The organism is Microbacterium mangrovi (assembly GCF_000802305.1).
In the GTDB taxonomy this organism is placed as follows: domain Bacteria; phylum Actinomycetota; class Actinomycetes; order Actinomycetales; family Microbacteriaceae; genus Microbacterium; species Microbacterium mangrovi.
Genome location: NZ_JTDK01000008.1, coordinates 135,389 through 159,844, shown reverse-complemented (window position 1 = coordinate 159,844; position 24,456 = coordinate 135,389). Strand labels below are relative to the sequence as shown.

Here is a 24,456-nt window from a genome sequence, read left to right as displayed (position 1 = left end):
AGGGCTAATATAACAGGACTTATAGATTGGCTTGCGGATGCCGCCGCTAGGCTTGGCGGGTGACGAGCGACATCTGGGACGCGGAAGCCCGACGGACCTACAGCTACCTCGGCCCCGCCGGAACCTTCACCGAAGCCGCGCTCGCGCAGGTCCCCGAAGCCCGGGGGCAGATCTGGCACTCGGTGCGCAACGTCGCCGAGGCGCTCGCCGACGTCACCGCGGGCCGGTCGGATGCCGCGATGATCGCGATCGAGAACTCCGTCGACGGGGGCGTGTCCACCGCGCAGGATGCCCTGGCCACCGTGCCGGGCCTGCGGATCGTCGGCGAGTACCTGGTTCCGGTGTCGTTCGTGCTGGTCGCCAAGCCCGGCACCCGTCTCGAGGACGTGTCGCTCATCGCCGCGCACCCGGTCGCGTACGCGCAGTGCCTGCAGTGGCTCGGTGCGAACCTCCCCGCGCACGCGCACGTGCCGGCGGCCAGCAACGTGGCATCCGCCCTCGGCATCCTGGACGGCACGAGCGACGCGGATGCCGCGATCGCCCCGCCCGGCATCCTCGACCACCACGAGCTGGAGCTGCTCGCAGAGGACATCGGCGACAACCCGAACGCGGTCACCCGCTTCGTGCTGGTCAGCAAGTCCGCTCCGCCGCAGTCGCCCACCGGTGCCGACAAGACGTCGCTGATCGTCGAGCTCCCCGAAGACCACCCGGGCGCGCTGCTGGACATGCTCGAGCAGTTCGCGACGCGCGGGATCAACCTGTCGCTGCTCGCCTCGCGCCCCATCGGCGACGAGCTCGGCCGCTACCGGTTCGTCGTCGACGCGGACGGGCACGTGCGCGACGAGCGCATGGCCGACGCACTCCTCGGCCTTCGCCGATTCAGCCCGAAGGTCACGTTCCTCGGCAGCTACCCGCGCGCCGACCGCGCGATCGTGCGCTACCCGCAGCGGTACTCCGACGACGTGTTCGTCGAGGCCCGCGACTGGCTGCGCGGCATCCTCTCCGGCGAACCCGAGGTGTAAGCTCAGCCCGCCAGGAGCTCGACCGTCCGGGTGCGGCCGGGGGTGGCATCCAGCGGCTCGGCGTCGAAGGAGCCGGCGACCGGAGAGATCATCACCTCGTCGACGCCGTGCGCGGCCGCGAACGCCTCCAGCCGGGAGCGCACGTCGGGGCCGGTGCCGATGAACCAGCGTTCGCTCATCTTCTCGATCACCGGCGCCGCGAGGCGGTCGGTCGCCTCCGCCTCGGCCGCCTGCTCGACGGTTTCGAGGGCCCGCAGCGGGAGTCCGCCGCGCAGCCGGGCCATCGTGCGCACCTGGGGCAGCGCACGGGCACGCGCCTCTTCCTCCGTCTCGGCGGCGACCACGTTCGCGGTGAGGAACGTCACCGGCTCGGGGTGCTCCTCGGACGGTCGGTACTGCTCCCGGTACAGCGCGAGGGCGCGTTCGAGCCCCTCGCCGGAGAAGTGGTTCGCGAACACGTACGGCAGGCCGGATGCCGCCGCCAGCTGCGCCGAATAGTCACTGGAGCCCAGCAGCCACACCTGCGGCGCGCCGGTCGCCGCGGGAGTGGCGTGGATGTCGTAGGTGCCGCCGGAGGTGAACTCCACCGTCGCGCCCTGCGGCGAGGCGAGCGCCCGGATGTCGGCGACGTGCTGCGGGAACCGCTCCACGTCGCTGGTGGTGCCGGACATCCGCAGCAGCTGCGTGATCACCGGGTCGCTGCCGGGCGCCCGGCCGATGCCGAGGTCGACGCGGCCCGGGGCGAGGGCCTCGAGCGCGGCGAACTGCTCGGCGACCACGAGCGGGGAGTGGTTGGGCAGCATGACGCCGCCGGATCCGACGCGGATCCTCGTGGTTCGCGCGGCGGCCGCGGCGGCGAGCACCGGGGGAGTGGTGGAAGCCACCGCGGGCATGTTGTGGTGCTCGGCGAACCAGTACCGGGCGTATCCGAGCTCGTCGGCGCGGGCCGCGAGGGAGAGGGAAGCCGCCACCGCCTGCGCGGACGTCTGCCCGCTGCGCACCGGAACGAGGTCGAGGATCGAGAGATTCAGGGATGCCACCCTGGGCCCAACCGGGCCCCGGCATCCCGCATTCCCCGCGACCGGCTTGCGCGGTTCTTGCAAGAATTTGCGTAAGATCTCGACCATGTCGAAGCGTCTCGCGGAAGTCGCGCACAAGGTCGGAGTGTCCGAAGCCACCGTCAGCCGGGTGCTCAACGGCAAGCCGGGGGTGTCCGAGTCCACGCGTCAGGCGGTGCTCACGGCCCTCGACGTGCTGGGGTACGAGCGGCCCACGAAGCTCCGGGGGGAGCGGGCCCGGCTCGTCGGCCTGGTGCTGCCCGAGCTCACCAACCCGATCTTCCCGGCGCTGGCCGAGATCATCGGCGGCGCGCTCACCCAGAACGGGTACACGCCGCTGCTGTGCACGCAGAACGCCGGGGGCATCACCGAGGCCGACTACGTGGACCTGCTGCTGGCGCAGCAGGTGTCGGGAGTGATCTTCCTCGGCGGCAACTACAGCCAGGTGGATGCCCCGCACGTCCACTATGAGCGGCTGCGCAGCGTGAATCTGCCCACGGTGCTGGTGAACGCGCGCTTCAGCGCCCTGGACTTCCCGACCGTGTCGACCGACGACGGCGCCGCCGCCGAGCAGGCGCTCCTGCACCTGCACCAGCTGGGGCACCGCCGCATCGGGATGCTGCTCGGCCCGGCCGACCACGTGCCGTCGCAGCGCAAGCTCGCCTCGGCCGAGCGGGTGGCGACCCGGCTCGGGCTGCCGCAGGAGCCGGGCCTCGTGGTCAACTGCCTGTACTCGCTGGAGTCCGGCCAGGCGGGAGCCACGCGGCTGCTGGCCGAAGGGGCGACGGCGATCGTCTGCGCCAGCGACCTGCTGGCGCTCGGCGCGATCCGTGCGGTGCGGCGATCGGGTCGCCGGGTTCCCGAGGACATCAGCGTGGTCGGCTTCGACGACTCGGCGCTGATGAGCTGCACCGAGCCGCCGCTGACGACCGTGCGCCAGCCGATCGACTCGATGGGGCGCACCGTGATCGACCTGCTGCTCTCGCAGATCGACGGACGCGTGGAAGCCGGCGAGGAGCTGCTCTTCGAGCCGGAGCTGGTGCTGCGCGGCTCGACCGCGCCCGTCGCGCGGCAGTCGTGAGAAATCGCCGTGACGTAATCGTGATCTTGCGATTGATTGTCAACTTCTTGCAATAGATCGTTTGTAAGGCTACGTTCGCTTCATCGGACCATTCGATGAAGAGGAGAGCCCGTGGACGCAGACGTCCAGGACCCGACGTGGTGGCGATCGGCCGTCATCTACCAGGTGTACGTGCGCAGCTTCGCCGACGGCAACGGCGACGGCACGGGCGACCTCGCCGGAGTCCGCAGCCGGCTCGGCTACCTGAAGGAGCTCGGGGTCGACGCGCTCTGGTTCAACCCCTGGTACCCGAGCCCCCTCGCCGACGGCGGCTACGACGTCTCCGACTACCGCGACATCCACCCGCAGTTCGGCACGCTGGCCGAGGCCGAGCTGCTCATCGCCGAGGCGCTGGAGCTCGGCATCCGCACCATCGTCGACATCGTGCCGAACCACATCAGCGACCAGCACCCGTGGTTCCAGGAGGCCCTGGCATCCGCCCCCGGCAGCGCCGCGCGGGAGCGCTTCTGGTTCCACCCCGGCAAGGGCGCGGACGGCGGGGAGATCCCGACGCACTGGGTGTCGAGCTTCCAGGGCGAGACGTGGACCCGCACCACCGACCCCGACGGCGGTCCGGGCGAGTGGTACCTGCACCTTTTCACCCCCGAGCAGCCCGACCTGAACTGGAACCACCCGGACGTGCGCCGCGAGCACGAGGACATCCTGCGCTTCTGGTTCGACCGGGGCGTCGCCGGGGTGCGGATCGACTCCGCCGCCCTGCTCGTCAAGGACCCCGACCTTCCCGAGGTGGGGGAGCGGGACACGCATCCCACCGAGGACCGCGACGAGCTGCACGACATCTACCGCTCCTGGCGCGCCGTCGCCGACTCCTACCCGGGCACCCGCGTGCTCGTGGGCGAGATCTGGCTGCCCGACGTCGACCGGTTCGCGGCCTACCTGCGCCCCGACGAGATGCACACGGCGTTCAACTTCGACTTCCTCGCCCGCCCGTGGGGTGCGGAGTCGTTCCGCGAGTCGATCGCGCAGACCCTCGCGGCGCACGCCCCGGTGGGGGCGCCGGCGACGTGGGTGCTCTCCAACCACGACGTCACCCGCCCGGTCACCCGGTACGGGCGCGAAGACAGCGCGTTCGCGTTCCTCGCGAAGCGGTTCGGCATCCCCACCGATCCGCAGCAGGGACTGCGGCGGGCGCAGGCGGCCGCACTGCTGGTCGCCGCTCTCCCCGGCAGCCTCTACATCTACCAGGGCGACGAGCTCGGGCTCCCCGAGGTCGAGGACCTGCCCCGCGACCTCATCCAGGACCCGATGCACTTCCGCTCCGGGGGAACGGACCCGGGCCGCGACGGATGCCGCATCCCGCTGCCGTGGTCGGGGGCGCACCCGCCGTTCGGCTTCAGCCCGCCCGGCACCGCCACCTGGCTGCCACAGCCGGACTGCTGGGCGACGCTCACGGTCGCCGCGCAGGATGCCGACCCGCACTCCACCCTCAACCTCTACCGGCGCACCCTCGGCCTGCGCCGCGCGCTGCCGGAACTCGGCGACGGACCGCTCGCCTGGATCGACGACCCGGCGCAGCGGGTCGCGGACGGCATCCTCGCCTTCCGCCGCTCGCCGACGTTCGTCTGCGTGGTGAACACCGGCGACAGCCCGGTGCCGCTTCCCGCCCACGAGGAGGTGCTGCTCGCCAGCGCCCCCCTCGACTCCGATCTCCTCCCCCCTGACACCACCGCGTGGCTGCGCACGACCCCGGATGCCGCGGCATCCCGCGCAGTCCCCTCACGAAAGGAACAATGATGATCCCTCGAGGCAAGGCCCTGCTCGCCGGGGCGGTCGCGCTCGCGACCGTCGGTGCGCTCGCCGGCTGCTCCTCCTCCGCCGGAGCGACATCGGACGGGAAGGTGCACATCGTCGTGGCGCCTGTCCTTCCGGGCGCGACCGCCGATGCGCTGAAAGCCCTCGCCGGCCGCGTGAAGGAGTTCGAGAAGGCGAACCCCGACATCGACGTCAAGGCGATCGAGTACCAGTGGACGGGCACCACGTTCGCCGCGGAGCTCGCCGGCGGCACGCTGCCGGACGTCTTCAACGTGCCGTTCACCGACTCGAAGACCCTCGCCAACAACGGCCAGCTCGCGAACATCACGAAGTACTTCGACAAGACCGCGACGGCGAAGAAGTGGAACGAGAAGGTGCTGGATGTCGCCAAGAACGACAAGGGCGACGTGTTCGGCATCCCGTGGGGTCCGTACGCGATGGCCCTGTCGTACAACCGCGACCTGTTCCAGAAGGCCGGGCTCGACCCGGACAAGCCGCCCACGACCCTCGACGAGATCCAGCAGGATGCCAAGGTCATCGCGCAGAAGCTCCCGGGCGTCGCCGGGTACATGCAGATGACGCAGAGCAACACCGGCGGCTGGGAGCTGGCCACCCTCACCCAGTCGCTCGGCGGCAAGCTCGAGACCGTCGGCGCAGACGGCAAAGTGACCGTCACGACCGACAACGACCAGACCAAGCAGGCCCTCGCCTGGCTGCACACCCTGCGCTGGGGCGACGACTCGATGGGCTCGAACTTCCTGTACGACTGGTCGGGCATCAACGAGGCGTTCGCGGCGGGCAAGATCGCGATGTACATGAGCGGGTCGGATGTCATCGGCTCGCTGATGCAGGCCAACGGCTTCGACCAGTCAAAGTACGGCGTGACCACGTTCCCGCTGGCGTCCGGTGCGGATGCCGGCATCCTCTCCGGCGGCAACGTCGACGTCGTCAACGTGAAGGACACCCCCGAGCAGCAGGCGGCCGCGGTGAAGTGGATCGACTTCTACCGCACCCAGCCGACGGTCGACAAGGATGCCGCCATCGCCAACGCGAAGACGCTGCAGGCCGGCAACCAGGCGGTCAACGCACCGACCCTGCCGGTCTTCGACAAGGCCACCTGGGAGCAGAACCAGGAGTGGATCAAGCCGTACGCCAACATCCCGGCCGGCAACATCAAGCCGTTCAACGACGGCATCTGGTCGCAGTCGATCTCTCCCGAGCCGCCCCGCCACACGCAGGACCTCTACGGCGCCCTCGACTCGGTGGTCCAGGCGGTGCTGACCGACAAGAACGCCGACACGACCAAGATGCTGCAGGCCGTGGACGCCAAGATCCAGGCGCTCGTCGACGCCGACGCGAAGAGCCAGTGACCACCAGCTCTCCGGCCTCGCGCCGCACCCCCGTCACGTGGGTGCGGCGCGGTGGGCTGACCACGCTCCTGTTCCTGCTGCCGATGCTCGTGATCTTCGGGGTGTTCTCGTGGACCCCGATCGTCGAGGCGGTGGTGATGAGCTTCCAGCACACGAACCTCGTCACCGCGCCGGTGTTCGTCGGCTGGGACAACTTCGTCGCGGTCTTCCACGACCCCGAGTTCTACGTCGCCGTGCGCAACACGGCGTACTTCGCGGCGCTCGCGCTGCTGTTCGGCTACCCGCTGCCGCTGCTGCTAGCCGTGCTGATGAGCGAGTTCCGCCGCACGAAGGGCATCTACAGCGTGCTCGCCTACCTGCCGGTGGTCATTCCGCCGGTGGTGTCGGTGCTGCTGTGGAAGATCTTCTACGACGCGTCGCCGGCGGGTGTCTTCAACACGATCCTGGGCTGGTTCGGCATCCCGCCGCAGCCGTGGATCCAGGATGCCGCCACCGCCATGCCCTCGCTCGTGCTCGAGGCCACCTGGGCGGCGGCGGGCGGAACGATCATCATCTACCTCGCCGCGCTCACCTCGGTGGCCCCGGAGTTGTACGACGCCGCCGAGATGGACGGCGCCTCCATCTGGCAGAAGGTGTGGCACGTCACCCTCCCGCAGCTGCGCGGCATCCTCTTCATCACGCTGATCCTGCAGATCATCGCGACCGCGCAGGTCTTCCTGCAGCCGTTCCTGTTCACCGGCGGCGGGCCGGCCGATTCGACCACGACGATCCTGCTCCTGATCTACCAGTACGCGTTCACCAACAGCCTCGGCGGCGCCTACGGCGAGGCGACCGCGCTGAGTCTCATGCTCGCCGTGTTCCTGACCGTGCTCTCCCTCGTGTACTTCCGGGTCACGAAGAGATGGAGTGACAGTTGACCACCTCCGTTCCCTCCGTTCCGGAGCGCGACGAGATCATCCGGCGGCTGCGCGGCCGCCGGCGCCGCACGCTCCGGCGGTCCGCCGACAGCGTCGACCGGGGCATCGTCGCCCCCACCGAGTGGCGCCGCCCGCTCGTGCGGATCGCCGGCTCCGCCGTCAACGTGATGCTCGGCGTCGCGATGGTGGTCGCGGGACTGTTCCCGCTGCTGTGGCTGCTGAAGGCCGCGCTCACCCCCACGCAGGAGACGCTGACGCATCCCCTCGCCCTGAACCTCGGCAGCTGGACGTGGTCGAACATCGAGCGCGCCTGGAACGACGTGCACATCGCCGACTTCTTCTGGAACACCATCTGGATGGCCGCGGGGTCGTGGGCGGTGCAGCTCATCGTGGCGACCACCGCCGGGTTCGCGCTCGCCGTGCTGCGCCCGAAGTACGGCAAGGTTCTCTCCGGGATGGTGCTGGCGACGCTGTTCGTGCCGGCGGTCGTGCTGCTCGTGCCGCTGTATCTGACGATCCTGCATCCGCCGATCATCGGCACGTCGCTCATGAACACGTTCTGGGCGGTGTGGCTGCCGGCCGGCGCGAGCGCGTTCAACGTGCTGCTGGTGATGCGGTTCTTCGAGTCGATCCCGCGCGAGATCTTCGAGGCCGCCCGCACCGACGGCGCGGGGACCTTCCGTCTGTTCTGGTCGGTCGTGCTGCCGATGTCCCGGCCGATCCTCGGGGTGGTGTCGATCCTCGCGATCAACGCGGCGTGGGCGGACTTCCTCTGGCCGAACCTCGTGCTGCGCGACATCGCCATCCAGCCGCTGTCGGTGCGGCTGCCGCAGATCGCGGCATCCACCGACCTCGGGGTGTACCTGGCGGCCCTGGCCATCGCGACGCTGATCCCGGTGGTGATCTTCCTCGTGTTCCAGCGCGCCTTCCTCAATTCCGGCGGGATCGGCGGCGCCGTGAAGGGGTGAGCGCCCCTCCCGCGCGGACGGGATGCTTCGCCTAGGCTCAAGGTGATGCCGACGTCACCCTGGACCGCCCGCGCCCGCCGGCGCGCGGCGCTGCTGTGGGCGATCGCGGCCGGCGTCTTCGTGCTCGCGCTGCTGCTCTCCCTGGCCGCGGGGATGGTGGGCCGGGCGGTGCAGGACCAGGTGCGGCAGTCGTTCGCGGATGCCGCGCCCGCCCAGCGCACGCTCACCCTGTCGACCTCGGCGCGCGGCCTCACCGGCGCCGATCGGGATGCCGCCGAGCACGCCATCGCGAAGGCATTCGGTGACGCTCCCGTCCACGTGACCCGCACCGCGGGCGGCGGCGAGGTGACCTGGACCGTCGCCCCGGACACGGCCCGGCTCGTCCCGGCCGACCTGCACGACCTGCAGCACGGCTTCGACTCGATCGGCGACACGCTCTCCACCGTGCTCGCCGGCGTCGGCGGCGTCACGGCGATCGGCACGCCCGGTGCGACCACCGCGACCGTCCGCGCCGCCGAGCAGACCGCCACCGAGACGGCGGTGCTGCCCCTCGGGATCATCGCCGTCGCGGGCATCCTCGCCGTCGGCATGCTCGCCCGGCTGCTCGTGGCCGGCCGCGCCGCCGAAGACCGGCTGCTGCGCTCGCGCGGGGCGTCGTCCGGGCTCCTCGTCGGCCACGCGGCGATCGAGGCAGCCCTCGTCGCGCTGCCGGCGGCCGTGCTCGGCGCGGCGGCCGCGCAGCTCGCCCTGCAGGTCTGGATCGGGGCGCCGGCATCCCTCGCCGAGGTGATCGGCCCCGGGCTCGTCGCCCTGGTCGGCGCGATCGCGGCGGTCGTCGCGGTCACCGTGCCGGCGGTGACGCGGCCGCTCGGGGATGTCGGTCCCGCCCGGCGGGCGAGCACTGTGCTGGCCGGCGTCGTCCTGCTGCTGCTGGCGCTCGCCGCGGTGTGCGCGTGGCGGTTCGCGAACGCGGCGGATGCCGCCCAGGTCGCCGCCGACCCGCTCGCACGGATCGCCCCGGCCGTGGTGCTGGTGGCCCTCGCCGCGGTCGTCGCGCTGCTGTTCGTGCCCGTCGCCGGCATCGGCGAGCTGCCCGTCCGACGACGCCGGGGCCTGCCCCCCTCTCTCGCCGCGCGACTGACGGCCCGCGGCGCCGGGCTCCTCGCCGCCCCCGCCCTGCTGCTCGCGCTCGCCGTCGCCGTCGGCACCGTCGCGGCCGGCGCCGGCGCGACCTCCGCAGCCTTCCTCACCGACACCGCGCGGGTCGTCAACGGCGGCGCCGTCCGGATGACCTACACCGGCGACAGCATGGTGAACAACGCCGCCGACCTGCTTCCGGCGTCGGTGCGCGAGGACGCCGTGCGGACGGATGCCGTGGCCTCCCCGCCGCGCACCGCTCCGGTGCTGCGCACGAGCGCATCGCTCAGCGGCGTGCAGGTCGACGTGCTGGGCGTGCCGTCCGCGCACCTGCCCGCCCTGGTGCCGGTCGCGCCGGCGATGTTCGATGCGGATGCCGCCCGCGCCGCCCTGCACGCGGCACCCCTCCCGGGCCCCGTGCTGCAGGGCGCCCGCGTGCAGGCGACGGTCTCGGCGCGCACGGATTCAGGGGCGGCGACGGCATCCCTCACCCTCTGGCTCGTCGACCCGGTGGGCGATGTGGCACCGGTCGGGCTCGCTCCGGTGGCGGGCGGGCAGCCTTCGACCGTGTCCGCCGCGCTCCCGGCCGGCGGACCCTGGACCGCCGCCGCGATCGACGTCACCGTGCAGGCATCCGGAGCCGTGTGGGGCGCGACGGTCTCGCTCACCCGGCTGACGGTCGACGGGCGAGACGTGCCGCTCGGCGACCACTGGACGGCCGAGACCGACGTGTTCGGCACCCCCGTCGCGCAGAAGACGGTGTCGTCGGTCACGACGACGTTCGCGTCGATCCCGGCCGGGGTCGCGGGCGGCACCCAGGTGCGCCTGATGCCCTCGGGATCGACCACCGTGCCGGTCATCATCAGCGACGCGTTCGCCGGACAGACCGGGCTTTCGACCGGGGCATCCAGCGCCCTCGAGGGCCAGGTCGCGAGCTTCCAGGCGCGGGTCGTGCAGTCCGTGCCGCTCATACCCGGGACGACCGGCGAGCCGGCGCTGCTGGCAGACCTGCCGACCCTCGTGCGAGGACAGCTGGCGCAGTCGCCGCAGGTGCCCACGGTCGGCGAGATGTGGTCGTTCCAGCCGCTCTCGGCCGCGCAGGTCGCCCGCTACGCCGACGGACGCCAGGTCACGGTGCAGCTGCCGTCGACCGCGATCGAGCGCGCGTTCGTCGACCTGCTGTCGGCCTCGCTCTGGCTCGGGGCGATCGGGGCGGCGCTGTTCGCGGTGCTCGGCGTCGCGGCGACGGTCGCCGCCCTGCAGCGTCGCCGCCGCCCCGAGGTCGACGTGCTGCGCCGGCTCGGAGTGACCGCGCGCACCCAGGCGCGGGTGCGCATCGTCGAGCCCGGCGCCGTGGTCCTCTACTCGCTGATCGCCGGGGTCGTCGCGGGGCTCGTGGCGGCCGTGCTCATCGTGCCGGCGGTCGCGCGCACGAGTGCGCCCTCCGCCCCGGGCATGCTCCCGGTCGTGCCCGCGTTCGCATGGGCCGGGTTCGCCGCCCTGGCAGTCGCGCTCGTCGTCGGCTGCGGCATCCTGCTCGCCGTACAGCACCGCGCGACCCTGCGCGCCGCCCGCGGGGGAGGCCCGCGATGAGCGGCATCCGCATGCGATCCCTCGCCGAGCAGGCGGGGCGGCTCAGCGTGCTCGGCATCCTCGTCGCCGTGCTCGCCTTCACGGCCGTGGTCGCGCCGCGGCAGGGCGACCAGGTGCTGGATGCCTACCTGAAGCAGACCGTGGCGGGGATGTCGCCCGGTGCTCGCTCGCTGCAGGGCGCGGTGGATGCCACGACGTTCGACATGGCCCCGGGGCCGGGCTCGAACGGGATCACCATCGCGCCGACGTGGAACGCGATGCCGAAGACGCTGCTCCAGGCCCGGGCGCAGATGCCCGAGGCGCTGCGGGAGGTCACCCGGCCCGGGCACTATCTCGGACGGGCGGCCCCGACGGCCGGGACGCTGGCGAACGGCTTCGGGGGATTCCCCGTGCAGAAGACGGTGCCGGACGCCCCGGCGGGGCGGCAGCTGCTCGCGGTCGAGGGGTACCCGGAGTTGAAGACGGACGCCCGTCTCGTGTCCGGGTCGTGGCCGGGCACACCGACGCACAGGATCGACCCGGTCCACGGCACCGATACGCTGACCATCCCCGTGGTCATCGCGGACGCGGCGGCGAAGGCGCTGCACTGGAAGGTCGGGCAGGCGCAGGAGATCGCGACCGACCCGTTCGCCGTGGTGCTCGTGCTCTCCGGCACGGTCTCGCCCCAGGCCACCGGGAGCGACTTCTGGGCGATGTCGCGCACCCGCTCGAACATCGTGACCTTCACCAATGCCGACGGCGAGATCTTCCACGCCGGCGTCGTCTGGACCGATCCCGGCTCGTGGCCGGACGTCGCGCCGTTCATCAACGGCGGCAGCACCTTCTCGTGGTTCCCGGTGTCGCCCGCGCGGACGACCCTCGCGCACCTCGACGCGCTGCAGAACGCCCTGACCACCACGCTGGCGCAGGGGATCCCCGTGCACGACGGCACGCAGGACGACAAGGTCATCCGCCTCGGATCCGCCCTGCCGCAGATGCTCAACCTGTACGACAACACGGTGGCCTCCACCCGCACGGTGCTCACCGTCGCGACGATCGCCGCCCTCGGGCTCGGGGTGCTGGTGCTGCTGGCCGCGATCACGCTCACCCTCCGTGCGCGCCGCCCGGTGCGAGAACTGCTGCGCACGCGCGGGGCGTCGGCGGCGCGCCTGGCCGGATCGTCCGCGGCGGACGTCGCCGTGTGGACGGTGCCGGCGGCCCTCGTCGGAGCGGTCGCCGGCATCCTGCTCGTGCCGTCGATCAGCGGGGTGCCGGTCGTGGGGATGCGCGAGATCGTCGCCGTCGTGTCGTGGGCGGTGCTCCCCGTGCTGCTGGCTGCGGGCGCGGTGCTCGTCGAACTGCTGCCGCCGCGGCTCGCCGCGATCCTGCGGCAGAGCCGGTGGGTGGGCGAGGCGCTGCTGGTGCTGTTGGCCGTCGCGGCGGTGATCGTGACCGTGACGGGCGGGTCGGATGCCGCGACCGCCCTGGCCGGGATCGCGGTGGGACTGGCGGCATCCGTCTTGATGCTGCGCGTGCTGCCGGTCGTGCTGGGCTGGGTGACCGGCGTCGTGCGACGTGGAGGAGCGGCGGTGTTCATCGGTCTGCGGGATGCGGCCGGAGCCGGCTGGCTGGTGGTGGCCTCCGTCACCGCGACGGCGACCGGCGTGCTCGCCCTCGCTCTCGGGATGTCGGCCGCGCGCGCCCAGCAGAAGAACGTCACGCCCGGGCCGCTGCTGCTCGCGCCGGGCGCGCTCACCGTCGTCGCGGCGGCCGTGGCGCTGTGCATCGTGTTCGCCGCGACCGCGTTCGCGGTGTCGGTCGCGGCATCCCGAGGTCCGCGTCGCGCGCGGGCGGCCGACCTGCGGCGGATCGGATACTCGGGACGCCAGCGCTCCCGGGTGTCGCTGTGGGGCACGATCCCGCTCGTGATCGTCTCGATCGCCGTCGGCGCGCTCGTCGGCGCGTGGAGCGCGACCCCGGTGCTCGGGGCGGTGGCGGCGGCATCCGGCCAGGCGGTCGCGATCGTCGTGTCGCCGGTCGCCGTGCTCGCGGTGGCGGTCGGCATCCTCGTTCTCATCGTCATCATCGAAGCGGTGGCCCTCGCGACGGACGCGCGGGCCACGGCATCCACCGCAAGGAGGGGATCGTGACCTCATCGACCGATGCGGCCATCGCCTGCCGAGGCCTCGTGCGGATCTATGCCGCCAAGGGCATCGAGGTGCAGGCGCTGCAGGGGCTCGACCTCGACATCGCGGGCGGGGAGCTCGTCGCGATCGTCGGGGCGTCCGGATCGGGCAAGTCGACGCTGCTGGGCATCCTGTCCGCGCACGATCGTCCGACCGCGGGCACGGCCGTCGTGGCCGGGATGCCGGTGCAGGCGCTCACCCGCGCGCAGCGCCTGCACTATCGGCGGCGCGTGGTCGGATTCGTGTGGCAGCAGACCGGACGAAACCTGGTGCCGTACCTGTCGATCGACGACAACCTGCGCCTGGCGCGTTCCCTCGGCGGCGAGAAGGGACCGGGCCGGACTGCGGAGCTCGTCGACCTGCTGCAGATCGGCGACGTGCTGGGCCGGATGCCGGACGAGGTGTCGGGAGGCCAGCGGCAGCGCGCCGCGATCGCCGTCGGTCTCGTCAACGACCCCGCGGTGCTGCTCGCCGACGAACCGACAGGCGAGCTCGACGACGCCACCAGCGCCGACGTGCTCGAGGCCATGCGCCAGATCAACGCCGAGCTCGGCACGACCACCCTGATCGTCACGCACGACGCCACGGTGTCGGAGCACGTCGGCCGCACCATCCAGATCCGCGACGGCCGCATCTCCAGCGAGGTGTTCCGCGAGGACCACGACATCCGATCCGGCACCGGCGTGCACCGCGAATTCACCGTGGTCGACTCGGTGGGACGGATGCAGCTGCCCAAGGAGTACCTCGCCGCGCTGCAGATCCGCGACCGCGCCCGGCTGGAGCTGCTCGAAGACCATGTCGGGGTGTATCCGGAGCATCCGCGCCCGGCTGCGGGTGAGGAGGACGATCATGCGTGACACCGTCGTGCGCGCGGGTGCGTTGACCCGCACCTACCGGAACGGTGCCGAGACGGTGCATGCCTGCGACGGCATAGACCTGGACGTGCCGGCGGGGGAGTTCCTCGTGATCCGCGGCCGGTCGGGTGCCGGCAAGACCACCCTGATGTCGCTGATCTCGGGACTGGTGCGCCCGACGTCGGGCGCGGTCGAGGTGACCGGGGTGGATGTCGGCGCGGCATCCGAGTCCCGCCTCGTGGAGCTGCGGCGCACGGCGCTGGCCGGCATCCCGCAGGAGTTCGGCCTGCTCGATGCGCTGACCGCCGCCGAGAACGTCGAGGTGCCGCTGCGGTTGGATGCCGTGTCGCCCAAGCGCCGCGACCGGCTCGTCGCCGAGGCGCTGGATGCCGTCGGTCTCGGCGGACACGGACGCCAGCGACCCGGGGAGCTGTCCGGCGGGCAGCAGCAGCGCGTCGCGATCGCCCGAGCGCTGGTTCGGCCGAGCCGGGTGCTGCTCGCCGACGAGCCGACCGGTTCACTGGACTCCGCCACGGCGGCCACCATCACCGACGCCCTGCACGCCTACGCCCGCACCCACGGCACCGCGGTGCTGGTGACCACCCACGACCCGGTCGTCGTGGCCCGCGCCGACCGAGTGCTCGAGATGCACGACGGCCGCCTCCGCGCCGCCTGACCCGGTTCAGTCGGATCACACCGCTTCAGCACAATTCAGCGCCGTTCTTGCTGAGTCGGGCGAAGGTGACTGAATCCGGCGCCCGCCGCGCCCTACCGGGGGAGGGTGACCAGCAGGCCGCCGGGGACGATGCGGCACAGCATCCGGGCGGCCTCGCCGAACTCGTCGCCGTCGAGCTCGATGGGCTGGGGATGCACGGGGGCGGTTTCGATCTCCGTGCCGCGGAGGTAGTGCACCGAGGCGTTCGTGCGGCGTTCGACGATGCGGCGGCCGGCGCGGGTGCGGCGCAGCACCGTGTTGTCCCACCACACCTTGCGCCAGACGCCCAGCCAGCCGAACCAGCCCGTGGGCTGGAAGAGGGCGACATCCAGCACCCCGTCGTCGAGGGAGGCATCCGGCACGAGTTCGATGCCCGCGGGCAGGGTTCCGCAGTTGGTGTAGAGGATGCTGTGCACCCGCGCGGTGTGCAGCCGGTGCGTGTCGAGCTGGTAGACGGCGCGGAACGGGCGTGCCGTCGACAGCGACCGGGCGGCGCCGTCGACGTACGCGACCCAGCCGATGCGGCGCTTCAGATGCGCGCGGGTGTTGGCGATCATCGCGGCATCCAGCCCGATCCCGGCCATCACCACGAACGCCTCGTCTTCGGTGGACCCGTCGGCGCGGGTGATGTGCGCCGTGCCGATGTCGATCGCGCGCCGCGGACCGCCGAACGCGGACGCGATCACCGCGTCGGGATCCGTGAGCGGGAGCTTCAGGTTGCGGGCGAGCACGTTGCCGGTGCCCGAGGGCACGATCGTCAGCGGGATGCCGGTCTCCATCACCGTCGCGGCGACCGCCCGCACCGTGCCGTCGCCGCCGGCGACGAGCACGGCATCCGCCCCCTCGGCGAGGGCCGTGGCGGTGGCCGCCTGACCGAGGTCGTCGATCGTCGTCTCGTGGAACAGCGGCGTCGCCCACCCGGCGGCATCCGAATAGTGCAGCACCTTCTGCCGCAGGGAGGGCGCGTTGACCTTGATGGGGTTGTAGATCAGCGCCGCGCGCTTGACCCGATCATCACCCATGATCGCCACCCTAGCTGGCTGGAGTCCTGTGAAAGACTGGGACGGTGATCGACCTCGCCGTTCTTCGTGAGAACCCCGACCTCGTCAAGCGCTCGCAGATCAAGCGCGGCGAGTCGCCGGACGCCGTCGATGAGGCGCTCGCCGCCGACTCCGCCCGCCGCGCGGCGATCACGTCGTTCGAGCAGCTACGCGCCCAGCAGAATGCACACGGCAAGCTCGTCGCCGCCGCTCCGAAAGAGGAGAAGGCCGCGCTCGTCGCCGCCGCCAAGGAGCTGAGCGCTCAGGTGAAGCAGGCGCAGCAGGCCGTGACGGATGCCGAGGCCGCCGCCGAGCAGGCGCTGAGCGTCATCGAGAACATCGTGCTCGACGACGTTCCGGCCGGCGGCGAAGAGGACTTCGTCCTGCTGCGCACGCACGGCGAGCCGGCATCCTTCGACTTCACGCCGCGCGACCACCTCGAACTCGGGGAGATGCTCGGGGCGATCGACATGGAGCGCGGCACGAAGGTGTCGGGCAGCCGGTTCTACTTCCTCACCGGCGTCGGGGCGCGGCTCGAGTACGCGATGATGTCGCTCGGGCTGCAGCGGGCGGTGGATGCCGGGTTCATCCCGATGATCCCGCCGACGCTGGTGCGTCCCGAGGTGATGCGCGGCACCGGGTTCCTCGGGCAGCACGCCGACGAGGTGTACCGGCTCGAGAAGGAGGACCTGTACCTGGTCGGCACCAGCGAGGTACCGCTGGCCGGCTATCACATGGGCGAGATCCTCGACCTGTCCAAGGGCGCCAAGCGCTACGCCGGGTGGTCGACCTGCTACCGCAGCGAGGCCGGGTCGTACGGCAAGGACACCCGCGGCATCATCCGGGTCCACCAGTTCAACAAGCTCGAGATGTTCGTGTACACGACGCCGGAGGATGCCGAGGCGGAGCACCTGCGCCTGGTCGCCCTCCAGGAGGGGATGCTGCAGGACCTCGGGCTGTCCTACCGTGTGATCGACGTGGCCGCGGGCGACCTCGGGTCGAGTGCGGCGCGCAAGTACGACGTCGAGGCGTGGGTGCCGACGCAGGGCTCCTTCCGCGAGCTGACGTCGACGTCGAACTGCACCGGCTATCAGGCGCGCCGGCTCGACATCCGGCACCGCCCGGGCGGAGACCCGGCGGCCAAGACCGAGCCGGTCGCGACACTGAATGGCACGCTGGCGACCACCCGCTGGATCGTCGCGATCCTCGAGACGCACCAGCAGGCCGACGGGTCGGTCGTCGTGCCGGAGGTGCTTCGCCCCTACCTCGGCGGACTCGAGGTCATGGAGCCGATCGCGTGACGGACGCGGCGCCGGGTGGGCGGACGGATGCCGTCGACCGGCGGATGCTCGCGGGGCTGATCGCGCTCGACGTCGACGGCACCGTGCTGCTCGAGGACGAGACCCCGAGCCCGGGCGTGGTGGATGCCGTCGCCGCCGCCGTCGAGGCGGGGCACGAGGTCACGCTCGCGACCGGCCGGTCGTGGGGCGGAACCCACCGCGTGATCGAGTTGCTCGGCATCCGGCCCGAGTTCGTGGTCTGCGCGAACGGCGCCGTGATCATGCGGCGCGGCGGCGATGAGTTCGGGTATTCGCGGTGGCGGGTGGAGACCTTCGACCCGTCGACGGTTCTGGGGCTTCTCCAGGCCGAGCTGCCGGATGCCCACTACATGGTGGAGCTCGCCGACGGACACCGCCTGTTCACCGACGAGGCCGTCGGCTGGAACCTCGACGGCGGCGAGCAGGTCGCGTTCGAGCGGCTGGCGGCGGAGCCGGTGTCGCGCATCGTCGTGGTGGATCCGGGAAGCAGCGACGCCGACTTCCTCGCGATGACGGAGCGCATCGGCCTGCATTCGGTCAGCTACGCGATCGGCTGGACGGCGTGGCTCGACATCGCCCCGCACGGCGTCGACAAGAGCTCGGCGCTCGAGATCGTCCGCGCCGAGCTGGCGGTCGAGGGTTCCGACGTGCTGGTCATGGGCGATGGCCGCAACGACCTCGGCATGTTCGCGTGGGCGCGGGATGCCGGTGGCCGTGCGGTCGCCATGGCCCAGGGTCCGCAGGAGGTGCGGGATGCCGCATCCGCGGTGACGCTCTCGGTCGAGGTCGGCGGCGTGGCCGAGGTGCTGCGCGCGCTGTAACGCGGGGCCGGTCGTGCGCGGCGGGTCGGATAGACTCGACCGATCGGCGGATGCTGCGGCATCCGATCGGGAGGGTTGTCCGAGCGGCCGATGGACCTGGTCTTGAAAACCAGTGGGCAGCAATGTCCCGTGGGTTCGAATCCCACACCCTCCGCCATGTCACCACCGGTCGTTGAGCGAGGACGCGCTTGCGCGCCCGAGACGAAACGTAGCGAGCGCGCCCGAGACGAAACGCGGCGTGCCGCGGCATCCTGATCGCTGAAACGGCACGGCCGGTTGTACCGTTTGGCCATGGGATGGTCTGGGTGAGCCATCACCGCACGAAGAGTGCGCTGAAGATCGTGCTGGTGTCGGTCGTCGTCGTGTTCGCGGCGGCCGTGGGGCTCGGAGCGCTCGTCGTGCACGATGCCGCGGCGTCGTACCAGCAGCGCGCGGTCGTGCTGGAGCAGCCGACGTTCGCGCCCCAGCCGATGCCGAGCGCGAGCGGGTCGCCGACGCCGGTCTCCACGGCGCTGCCGGGCAGCATCGACGTGCTGCTGGTGGGCACCGACATCTGCGAGGCGTCGTATGCGAAGGAGCTCGGCGGCCGGTGCACCGGGCCGGGAGCCAGCTTCACGTCGGCGAACAACGACGTCAACGTGCTGCTGCACATCTCGGACAACCCGCGGCGGGTGACGGTCATCTCCTTTCCGCGGGACCTGATCATCCCGACGCCGTCATGTCGCCGGCCTGACGGCAGCACGGCGCCGGCCACCGCGGCATCCATGCTGAACGCCACCTACTCCTCCGGCGGGCTGTCGTGCGTGGCGAAGACGATATCGACTCTGACCGGCATCGACATCCCCTATGCGGCATCCCTCACCTTCGGCGGCGTCATCGCGATCACCGACGCAATCGGCGGGGTGACGGTATGCGTCGCGAACGGGATCGACGACCCGTACACGCACCTGCACCTGTCGCCGGGGATGCACACGGTCAAGGGACTGACGGCGCTGCAGTTCCTGCGCACGCGGCACGGCCTGCTCGCCGGCAGCGACCTCGCGCGCATCTCGAACCAGCAGCAGTACATGACCCGGCTCGTCCACAAGCTGGTCGACGGGGGAGTGCTCAGCAACCCCGTCGAGCTCGCACGGCTGGCCGGTGTCGCCCTGCAGAACGTCACGCCCAGCACCTCGCTCACCGATCCGGCGACGCTCGTGCGCATCGCGCTGGCGGCGAAGTCGGTGCCGTTCGATCAGTTCGTGATGGTGCAGTATCCGACGGTGGACGACCCGCAGAACCACAACCGCGTGCTGCCGAATACGGATGCCGCGAACGTGTTGATGGCCGCCCTCGCGCAGAACCTGCAGGTGAAGATCTCCCGGACGGACAGTCCCGGATACGGCGTGGTGCCGGCGCCGGTGCCGAGTGCGTCGCCGAGTCCGTCGGGTGGAGCGTCGGCGACTCCGAGCCCCGGTTCGGTCGTCGAGCTTCCGGGTTCCATCGCGGGAACGACCGCCGCCGACAGCACCTGTTCGAACGGGAACGGCCGGTGATTCGGCGGGATTCCGGGGCGGGATGCCGGTGGTTCGGGGCATCCCTCTCGACCAGGTAGTATGGTGATTCGCGCCTTCGGGCGCGAGGAGACGTCGCATAGTCAGGCCTAGTGCACCACCCTGCTAAGGTGGAGTCCTCGCAAGGGGACCGAGGGTTCAAATCCCTCCGTCTCCGCAGAAAAAATCCTGGTCAGAGCCCCTTTTTCGCGGGGCGTTGGAAGAATTCTGGAAGAGTCGTCTCTGGCTCCGCGTTGCTGGGTTGCGCAATGTGTTGAGCGCTGATCGATGAACTGCGCATAATGCGTTCTTGGTGCTGCGGTGAGTCAGCATCATGGCGCTGCCGTCAGGGGACGGGGGGAATTGCACCCTCCGTCTCCCGCGCCCGCGGAGCCGACATCGAAGGCAGTCTCTGCCGCACTGCCCACTCGCGGGAGGCGCGTCGCGAAAGCAATCGGCGGAGGCCGAGCTCTGGAGGATCCGGTCGACCTCGCTTAGCGAATGACCTCCTGCGGGACGGCTGTGGACGGGCGCGGGCGAGCGTGCTGCTGGCCGAGACCAGTTGATCCGCGATCATCGACAACCGCATCGCGAGGGTAGCGCGCACGTGGAATGAACAGTGCGATGAGCGCGCAGAGAGCCGCGGCCCCGGCGCCCAGCAGGAACGCGATCGTGAAGCCCTGCGCGGCCGGCGCCGTCGAACTCTCACCCTGAGCGATGACGGCGGCGATAGCAGCGGCAGCGATGCTCGTCCCGAGAGAGCGCATCAGAGCGTTGAGACCGTTGGCAGCGCCAGACTCCCGGACGGGGACTGACTGCATGATGAGGGTCGGCATCGCCGCGTAGCCCAGCCCGATCCCGATACCGATGACGCCGTTGATGGCAAGGATCGTCCATGCGTTGAGGTGGAGAACCACGGCGAGCAGATATGAGACGGCGATGATCACAGCGCCGACGATGAAGAGCGGCTTCGGTCCGACCCGGCGTTCGACGATGCCCGCAACGGGGGACATTGCGAGCATTGCGAGGCCCGACGGCATCAGGACGATGCTCGCCGCCAAGAGGTCGAGCCCCATGCCGCCTTCCGACGGTGGCAACGTGAGCAGTCGCGGGAACGCGATGCTCGCCGAGAACAGCGCGAAACCCAGCGCGATCGATCCGATGTTCGTCAGCAGAACCGGCCGCCTCGCTGCAACCCGCAGATCGACGAGGGGGTCTTTGGCTCGAAGTTCGAACACGCCCCACACGAGCAGCACGCATACCCCACCGATCACGCATGCCAGGGTCAGGGGCGAGGTCCAGCCCCACACCGACCCCTGCGAGATCGCCAGGAGAAGCGAGAGCAGGCCGACGGCGAGACCGATTGCGCCGAGCAGGTCGACGCGGCCACCGCTTCCCGGACGGCCCGGCGGCACGACGAGAGCGACGAGGATGAACGCGACGAGGGCGATCAATGCGGCGAGAACAAAGAGGATGTGCCAATCGAGGTGCTCGGTGATGATGGCGCTGACGGGCAGTCCGATCGCTCCACCGACACCGAGAGTTGCGCTCACCAATGCGATGGATGAGCCGAGTCGGCGGGGGTCCACCTCGTCGCGGAGCAAGGCGATGCCGAGGGGGATGACTCCCATCCCGACTCCCTGAAGAGTCCGCGCGATGATCAGGAGAGCGACGTGCTGGGCGAAGATCGCGACCACCGACGCGCCGAACAGAACGCCGAGAAGGATGAGGGCGATTCGCTTCTTGCCGTACATGTCCCCTAGTCGCCCCGAGATCGGCGTGAAGACCGCAGCGGTCAGCAGTGTGGCCGTGATCGCCCACGAAGTTGTGGGCTGGCTCGCGTGTAGAAGAGCCGGCAGTTCGCCCTGGATCGGGACCAGGACCGTCTGCATGAACGACGTCCCCATTCCGGCGAATGCCAGCACCGCGATAATGAGTCGCTGGCGGGCAGCCGAGTGGCGCGGGGTTGTGAGTGGTTTGACGGTCATGCTGGTCCTTCCGCATTCCGGCGCCGGGAAGAGCCGGTCGAGATCGATGACGGTACGACGGCGCCCCTCGCCACTGCGGCCTCAGTACAGCAGGAGCGGGTTGATCAGCACGCCGGTCGAACGATGGATGGCCGTCGGTGCGGCGACGAGGAAGCCGGTCGAGACGTCGGCCTCTTTCAGCCGAGCGACGGCCGGGCCGAGGAGGCAGTTGTCGACGAGGCAGAGGCCGATCGCGTAGATGAGGCTGTGCACCTCGAGTGAGCCGCGCTCGTTGTTGCGGGCGTCGTGGAAATCCCAGAGCACCAGCCCGGGCTCCTTCGCCGCGATCCACGCGGCGCCCTCGGCGCCGACTCCCGGCCGCGTGACCGCCGCAGCGCCACTGGGGTAGATGTTCCCCGCCGCCTCGTAGCGGTCGCGGCCCTGGTAGATCACCAGCGCGTCACCGGGGATCAGGTCGACCCCGGTCGCCGCGAGGGCGGCATCCAGCTCGGCCGCGGTGACGGGTTCGCCGGCGACGACCCAGTCGACGCCCCGCACGGCAGGGATGTCGAGCACGACGGCGCGGGTGGCGATGCCGTGCTGGGCCCAGTTCACCATGGTGTCCTCGTCGGTGCGGGATGCCTCGGCCGGGATGGGTCCGTGCCACGAGGCGTTCGCACCGATGTGGGCGAGGCCGTCGAGGTGCGTGTTGTGCACGCCGTGCGCGTCGTACGTGATGACGTCGCCGCCGTGCGCGTGCTGCCCGTGGATGCCGACCGTGACCTCGAGGTTCACGGAGCCGTGGCCGTCGGGCAGGTCCGACATCCCGAGCCGCTGCCACTGGGCTTTCTCGGCCTCGGCGATGGCGCGCCCGTCGGCGAGCCGGTCGGGGCGGGTCTCGACCTCCTTCTCGAGCGAGACGGCGCGTCCGAGGTGCACCGCGGCGACGCCCCGCAGGCGGGCTGCCGAGTCGATGAGCGCGACCGATCCGCGGCACTGGACGCCGGCGACGTGGCGCTTGTCTTCGTGGGCAGTCGCGATGGTCCGCAGCCAGGGCTCGAGGGGATCCGTCTCGGTCGCGGGAGTGATGGTTTGTTCGATGGTCATCGGTCTGAGTTCCTTTCGGGCGAGGTCACGCGGGGTCGACCAGTGACAGGGAGCGGCTCGGGCAGACGTTGACCGCCTCCCGAGCGCGGGCGAGCTCCTCGGGGGAGCCGGGGGCGGTGCGCAGCAGCGCGACGATGCCGTCGTCGTCCTGGTCGAAGGCGTCCGGGTCGGTGAAAACGCACTGGCCGGACCCGATGCAGGTGGCGCGGTTGGCTCGGATCTCCATGGTCACCACTCCACCGGAAGCGAGTACACGCCGTAGTTGGGGCCGAACTCCTTGAAGGAGATCTCTTCGAAAGGAACGGCCAGGCGGAGGGTTGGGAGGCGCCGGATGACGGCTTCGAGAACGACCTCGAGCTCGAGGCGTGCAAGGTTCTGGCCGAGGCACTGGTGCGGCCCGAATCCGAACGCGAGATGGTTGCGCGCGCCGCGGTGGAAGTCGATCGTGTGCGGGTCCGGGAACACCTCGGGGTCGCGGTTGGCGGTGTTGGCGAGCGCGAAGACGGCGTCGCCGGCGGGGATCGTGACCCCGGCGACCTCGATGTCGGCCGTCGCCAGGCGCAGACCGCCCACTTCGGCGATCGTGAAGTACCGCAGCAGCTCCTCCACTGCTCCGGGCAGGAGCGGCGGGTCGTCGCGCAGCTGCTGCAGCAGGTCGGGGCGGTCGAGCAGCGTCGCGATGCTGAGCGAGATCATGTTCGCGGTCGTCTCGTGGCCGGCAATGAGCAGCAGGAAGCCGAGTCCGGTGAGCTCCTCGGGGGAGGCGCCGGCGGCGAGCTGGCGGCTGAGGAGGTCGTCGCCCGGCTGATCTGCGCGAGCGGCGACGAGGCCGGCGATGTACGTCTTGAGGGCATCCATCGCCTCCATTCGGGCTTCCATCGGCGAGTCCGCTTCGGTGAACTTGGCGCTGTTCTCCTGGAACACCGAGTGGTCCTCGAGCGGCACGCCGAGGAGCTCGGCGATCACGACCGAGGGGACGGGCAGCGAGAGCGCAGTCACGAGGTCGGCCGAATTGCCGGATGCGAGCATCTCGTCGAGCGTCTCCTCGACGATCTCCTGGACGCGCGGGCGCATGGCGCCGATCTTCTTGACGGTGAACTCGCCCATGACGCGGACGCGCTGCTGCGTGTGGTCCGGCGGGTCCATCTCGATGAGGTTCTTGAGGTGCGCCGCCGACGTGTACCCGGCGTTCGTGGGGTGTCCCGGGAGGGAGCGGTCGGAGCTGAACCGGGTGTCGCCGAGCACCGTGCGGACGTCGGCGTGACGCGTGATCGCCCAGATGTCGCCGCCCGTCCGCCAGGGCACGCGGCTGATCGGATCCTCCTGCTGGAGCCGCAGATGCTCGGCGGGCGGGGAATAGGGATCGACGCGCTGGGTCGAGAAGGTCGCTGTCGTCATGGGTCTCTCCTGTCGTGAACAGCCTTGGCCACTTTGCTTCGCTGGTGGTAGATTTGAGAACCAACGCTTAGAAGTGTCGTCAGTGTACTCACGTTGAGTGCCAAGAGTCCAGACGGCCCTCGCCGACACGAGGACGTGAAGAGAGGAAGAGAAATGGCTTTCGTTGTGACGCAGGCATGCGTGGACGTGAAAGACCGCAGCTGCATCCAGGTGTGCCCGGCCGACTGCCTGTTCGAAGGCGAGCGGATGATGTACATCAACCAGGACCTGTGCATCGACTGCGGGGCCTGCGAGGCGGCCTGCCCGACCCAGGCGATCCACTACGACGGGGATCTGGATGGCGAGGACGAGAAGTTCATCGCCGTCAACGAGCAGTTCTTCGAGGGGATCGACGTCTCGGCGGGTGGCCGCAAGATGGGGAACCTCGGTCACGACGCGACGTTCGTGGCGGAGTTGCCCGCCGCCTGAGTCGCGCCGGATCGCACGGGGTGCGGGTCGTTGATCGACCCGCACCCCGTTGTCGTCCGTGCGGCGGTTTCGGCAAGTTCGCATCATCAGTGCTTGAAAGTTTCCCGGGATT

General features: G+C 70.7%; 20 protein-coding genes and 2 tRNA genes. 16 read left to right on the top strand and 6 right to left on the bottom strand.

Annotation, left to right across the window (positions count from 1 at the left end):
- Positions 1 to 59: 59 nt before the first annotated feature.
- On the top strand, positions 60 to 1,022 hold the full coding sequence (gene pheA / locus LK09_RS10245; protein WP_039398875.1) for a prephenate dehydratase: 963 nt from the start codon (positions 60 to 62) through the stop codon (positions 1,020 to 1,022).
- A gap of 2 nt (positions 1,023 to 1,024) precedes the next feature.
- Here the strand turns inward: pheA and LK09_RS10240 are convergent, their stop codons facing one another.
- Positions 1,025 to 2,062 (bottom strand): LLM class flavin-dependent oxidoreductase, encoded by a 1,038-nt coding sequence (locus LK09_RS10240; RefSeq protein WP_039398873.1) that lies wholly within the window; start codon positions 2,060 to 2,062, stop codon positions 1,025 to 1,027.
- 85 nt (positions 2,063 to 2,147) lie between these two features.
- On the opposite strand from LK09_RS10240, the gene LK09_RS10235 reads away from it, so the two are divergent.
- From LK09_RS10235 to LK09_RS10195, 9 genes are all read left to right on the top strand, one after another.
- A complete protein-coding gene (locus LK09_RS10235; RefSeq protein WP_039398871.1) occupies positions 2,148 to 3,161 on the top strand; it encodes a LacI family DNA-binding transcriptional regulator in 1,014 nt (337 codons plus the stop codon).
- A 111-nt stretch (positions 3,162 to 3,272) separates the two neighbouring features.
- Complete coding sequence (locus LK09_RS10230) at positions 3,273 to 4,955, top strand: glycoside hydrolase family 13 protein (RefSeq protein ID WP_052226654.1); 1,683 nt, start codon at positions 3,273 to 3,275, stop codon at positions 4,953 to 4,955.
- Positions 4,952 to 6,343 carry an ABC transporter substrate-binding protein gene (locus LK09_RS10225; RefSeq protein ID WP_231563009.1) on the top strand — a complete coding sequence of 464 codons (1,392 nt, stop codon included), beginning with the start codon at positions 4,952 to 4,954 and terminating at the stop codon, positions 6,341 to 6,343. The genes LK09_RS10230 and LK09_RS10225 overlap by 4 nt, the downstream gene beginning before the upstream one ends.
- Positions 6,340 to 7,260 (top strand): carbohydrate ABC transporter permease, encoded by a 921-nt coding sequence (locus LK09_RS10220; protein ID WP_231563008.1) that lies wholly within the window; start codon positions 6,340 to 6,342, stop codon positions 7,258 to 7,260. The genes LK09_RS10225 and LK09_RS10220 overlap by 4 nt, the downstream gene beginning before the upstream one ends.
- Positions 7,257 to 8,228 (top strand): carbohydrate ABC transporter permease, encoded by a 972-nt coding sequence (locus LK09_RS10215; protein ID WP_039398868.1) that lies wholly within the window; start codon positions 7,257 to 7,259, stop codon positions 8,226 to 8,228. The genes LK09_RS10220 and LK09_RS10215 overlap by 4 nt, the downstream gene beginning before the upstream one ends.
- A 45-nt stretch (positions 8,229 to 8,273) precedes the next feature.
- Positions 8,274 to 10,958 (top strand): FtsX-like permease family protein, encoded by a 2,685-nt coding sequence (locus tag LK09_RS10210; RefSeq protein WP_039398866.1) that lies wholly within the window; start codon positions 8,274 to 8,276, stop codon positions 10,956 to 10,958.
- A complete protein-coding gene (locus tag LK09_RS10205; RefSeq protein ID WP_039398864.1) occupies positions 10,955 to 13,087 on the top strand; it encodes a hypothetical protein in 2,133 nt (710 codons plus the stop codon). Before LK09_RS10210 ends, LK09_RS10205 begins: the two co-directional genes overlap by 4 nt.
- Entirely contained in the window at positions 13,084 to 13,980 is an 897-nt protein-coding gene (locus LK09_RS10200; protein WP_039398984.1) for an ABC transporter ATP-binding protein, read from the top strand. Before LK09_RS10205 ends, LK09_RS10200 begins: the two co-directional genes overlap by 4 nt.
- On the top strand, positions 13,973 to 14,653 hold the full coding sequence (locus tag LK09_RS10195) for an ABC transporter ATP-binding protein (RefSeq protein WP_052226653.1): 681 nt from the start codon (positions 13,973 to 13,975) through the stop codon (positions 14,651 to 14,653). The genes LK09_RS10200 and LK09_RS10195 overlap by 8 nt, the downstream gene beginning before the upstream one ends.
- Before the next feature lie 92 nt (positions 14,654 to 14,745).
- Here the strand turns inward: LK09_RS10195 and LK09_RS10190 are convergent, their stop codons facing one another.
- On the bottom strand, positions 14,746 to 15,714 hold the full coding sequence (locus LK09_RS10190; protein ID WP_039398980.1) for a diacylglycerol/lipid kinase family protein: 969 nt from the start codon (positions 15,712 to 15,714) through the stop codon (positions 14,746 to 14,748).
- Between the two features lie 44 nt (positions 15,715 to 15,758).
- Here LK09_RS10190 and serS point away from each other — a divergent pair, with 44 nt between their 5' ends.
- The 5 genes from serS to LK09_RS10165 all read left to right on the top strand — a co-directional run bounded on the left by serS (position 15,759) and on the right by LK09_RS10165 (position 19,582).
- Positions 15,759 to 17,033 (top strand): serine--tRNA ligase, encoded by a 1,275-nt coding sequence (gene serS, locus LK09_RS10185; RefSeq protein ID WP_039398862.1) that lies wholly within the window; start codon positions 15,759 to 15,761, stop codon positions 17,031 to 17,033.
- Positions 17,030 to 17,872: an HAD family hydrolase gene (locus LK09_RS10180; protein WP_407939161.1), complete on the top strand. Its 843-nt coding sequence runs from the start codon at positions 17,030 to 17,032 to the stop codon at positions 17,870 to 17,872. Before serS ends, LK09_RS10180 begins: the two co-directional genes overlap by 4 nt.
- Positions 17,873 to 17,941: 69 nt before the next feature.
- A tRNA-Ser gene (locus LK09_RS10175) sits at positions 17,942 to 18,029 on the top strand.
- A 148-nt stretch (positions 18,030 to 18,177) separates the two neighbouring features.
- Entirely contained in the window at positions 18,178 to 19,407 is a 1,230-nt protein-coding gene (locus LK09_RS10170; protein ID WP_039398977.1) for an LCP family protein, read from the top strand.
- A gap of 86 nt (positions 19,408 to 19,493) precedes the next feature.
- Positions 19,494 to 19,582: transfer RNA gene (locus LK09_RS10165), tRNA-Ser, on the top strand.
- A 316-nt stretch (positions 19,583 to 19,898) separates the two neighbouring features.
- Here LK09_RS10165 and LK09_RS10160 read toward each other — a convergent pair.
- From LK09_RS10160 to LK09_RS10145, 4 genes are all read right to left on the bottom strand, one after another.
- The gene (locus LK09_RS10160) at positions 19,899 to 21,392 is read right to left on the bottom strand and encodes an MFS transporter (protein ID WP_156138720.1); all 1,494 of its coding nucleotides are present in this window, start codon (positions 21,390 to 21,392) and stop codon (positions 19,899 to 19,901) included.
- 81 nt (positions 21,393 to 21,473) lie between these two features.
- Positions 21,474 to 22,478, bottom strand: a complete 1,005-nt coding sequence (locus tag LK09_RS20755; protein WP_052226650.1) for a cyclase family protein — start codon at positions 22,476 to 22,478, stop codon at positions 21,474 to 21,476.
- Positions 22,479 to 22,503: 25 nt separating this feature from the next.
- Complete coding sequence (locus tag LK09_RS10150) at positions 22,504 to 22,704, bottom strand: ferredoxin (protein WP_039398860.1); 201 nt, start codon at positions 22,702 to 22,704, stop codon at positions 22,504 to 22,506.
- A 2-nt stretch (positions 22,705 to 22,706) separates the two neighbouring features.
- Positions 22,707 to 23,876 (bottom strand): cytochrome P450, encoded by a 1,170-nt coding sequence (locus LK09_RS10145; RefSeq protein WP_039398859.1) that lies wholly within the window; start codon positions 23,874 to 23,876, stop codon positions 22,707 to 22,709.
- A gap of 153 nt (positions 23,877 to 24,029) precedes the next feature.
- On the opposite strand from LK09_RS10145, the gene fdxA reads away from it, so the two are divergent.
- Positions 24,030 to 24,344 (top strand): ferredoxin, encoded by a 315-nt coding sequence (fdxA, locus tag LK09_RS10140; protein ID WP_039398857.1) that lies wholly within the window; start codon positions 24,030 to 24,032, stop codon positions 24,342 to 24,344.
- The last annotated feature ends 112 nt before the right edge of the window (positions 24,345 to 24,456 follow it).

Excerpts from the sequence above, each read along its gene's own strand:
- LK09_RS10235 (WP_039398871.1), top strand. The coding sequence starts at position 2,148 with ATGTCGAAGCGTCTCGCGGAAGTCGCGCACAAGGTCGGAGTGTCCGAA.
- LK09_RS10225 (WP_231563009.1), top strand. The coding sequence starts at position 4,952 with ATGATGATCCCTCGAGGCAAGGCCCTGCTCGCCGGGGCGGTCGCGCTC.
- LK09_RS10210 (WP_039398866.1), top strand. The coding sequence starts at position 8,274 with ATGCCGACGTCACCCTGGACCGCCCGCGCCCGCCGGCGCGCGGCGCTG.
- LK09_RS10205 (WP_039398864.1), top strand. The coding sequence starts at position 10,955 with ATGAGCGGCATCCGCATGCGATCCCTCGCCGAGCAGGCGGGGCGGCTC.
- LK09_RS10195 (WP_052226653.1), top strand. The coding sequence starts at position 13,973 with ATGCGTGACACCGTCGTGCGCGCGGGTGCGTTGACCCGCACCTACCGG.
- LK09_RS10190 (WP_039398980.1), bottom strand. The coding sequence starts at position 15,714 with ATGGGTGATGATCGGGTCAAGCGCGCGGCGCTGATCTACAACCCCATC.
- LK09_RS10160 (WP_156138720.1), bottom strand. The coding sequence starts at position 21,392 with ATGACCGTCAAACCACTCACAACCCCGCGCCACTCGGCTGCCCGCCAG.
- LK09_RS20755 (WP_052226650.1), bottom strand. The coding sequence starts at position 22,478 with ATGACCATCGAACAAACCATCACTCCCGCGACCGAGACGGATCCCCTC.
- LK09_RS10150 (WP_039398860.1), bottom strand. The coding sequence starts at position 22,704 with ATGGAGATCCGAGCCAACCGCGCCACCTGCATCGGGTCCGGCCAGTGC.
- LK09_RS10145 (WP_039398859.1), bottom strand. The coding sequence starts at position 23,876 with ATGACGACAGCGACCTTCTCGACCCAGCGCGTCGATCCCTATTCCCCG.
- fdxA (WP_039398857.1), top strand. The coding sequence starts at position 24,030 with ATGGCTTTCGTTGTGACGCAGGCATGCGTGGACGTGAAAGACCGCAGC.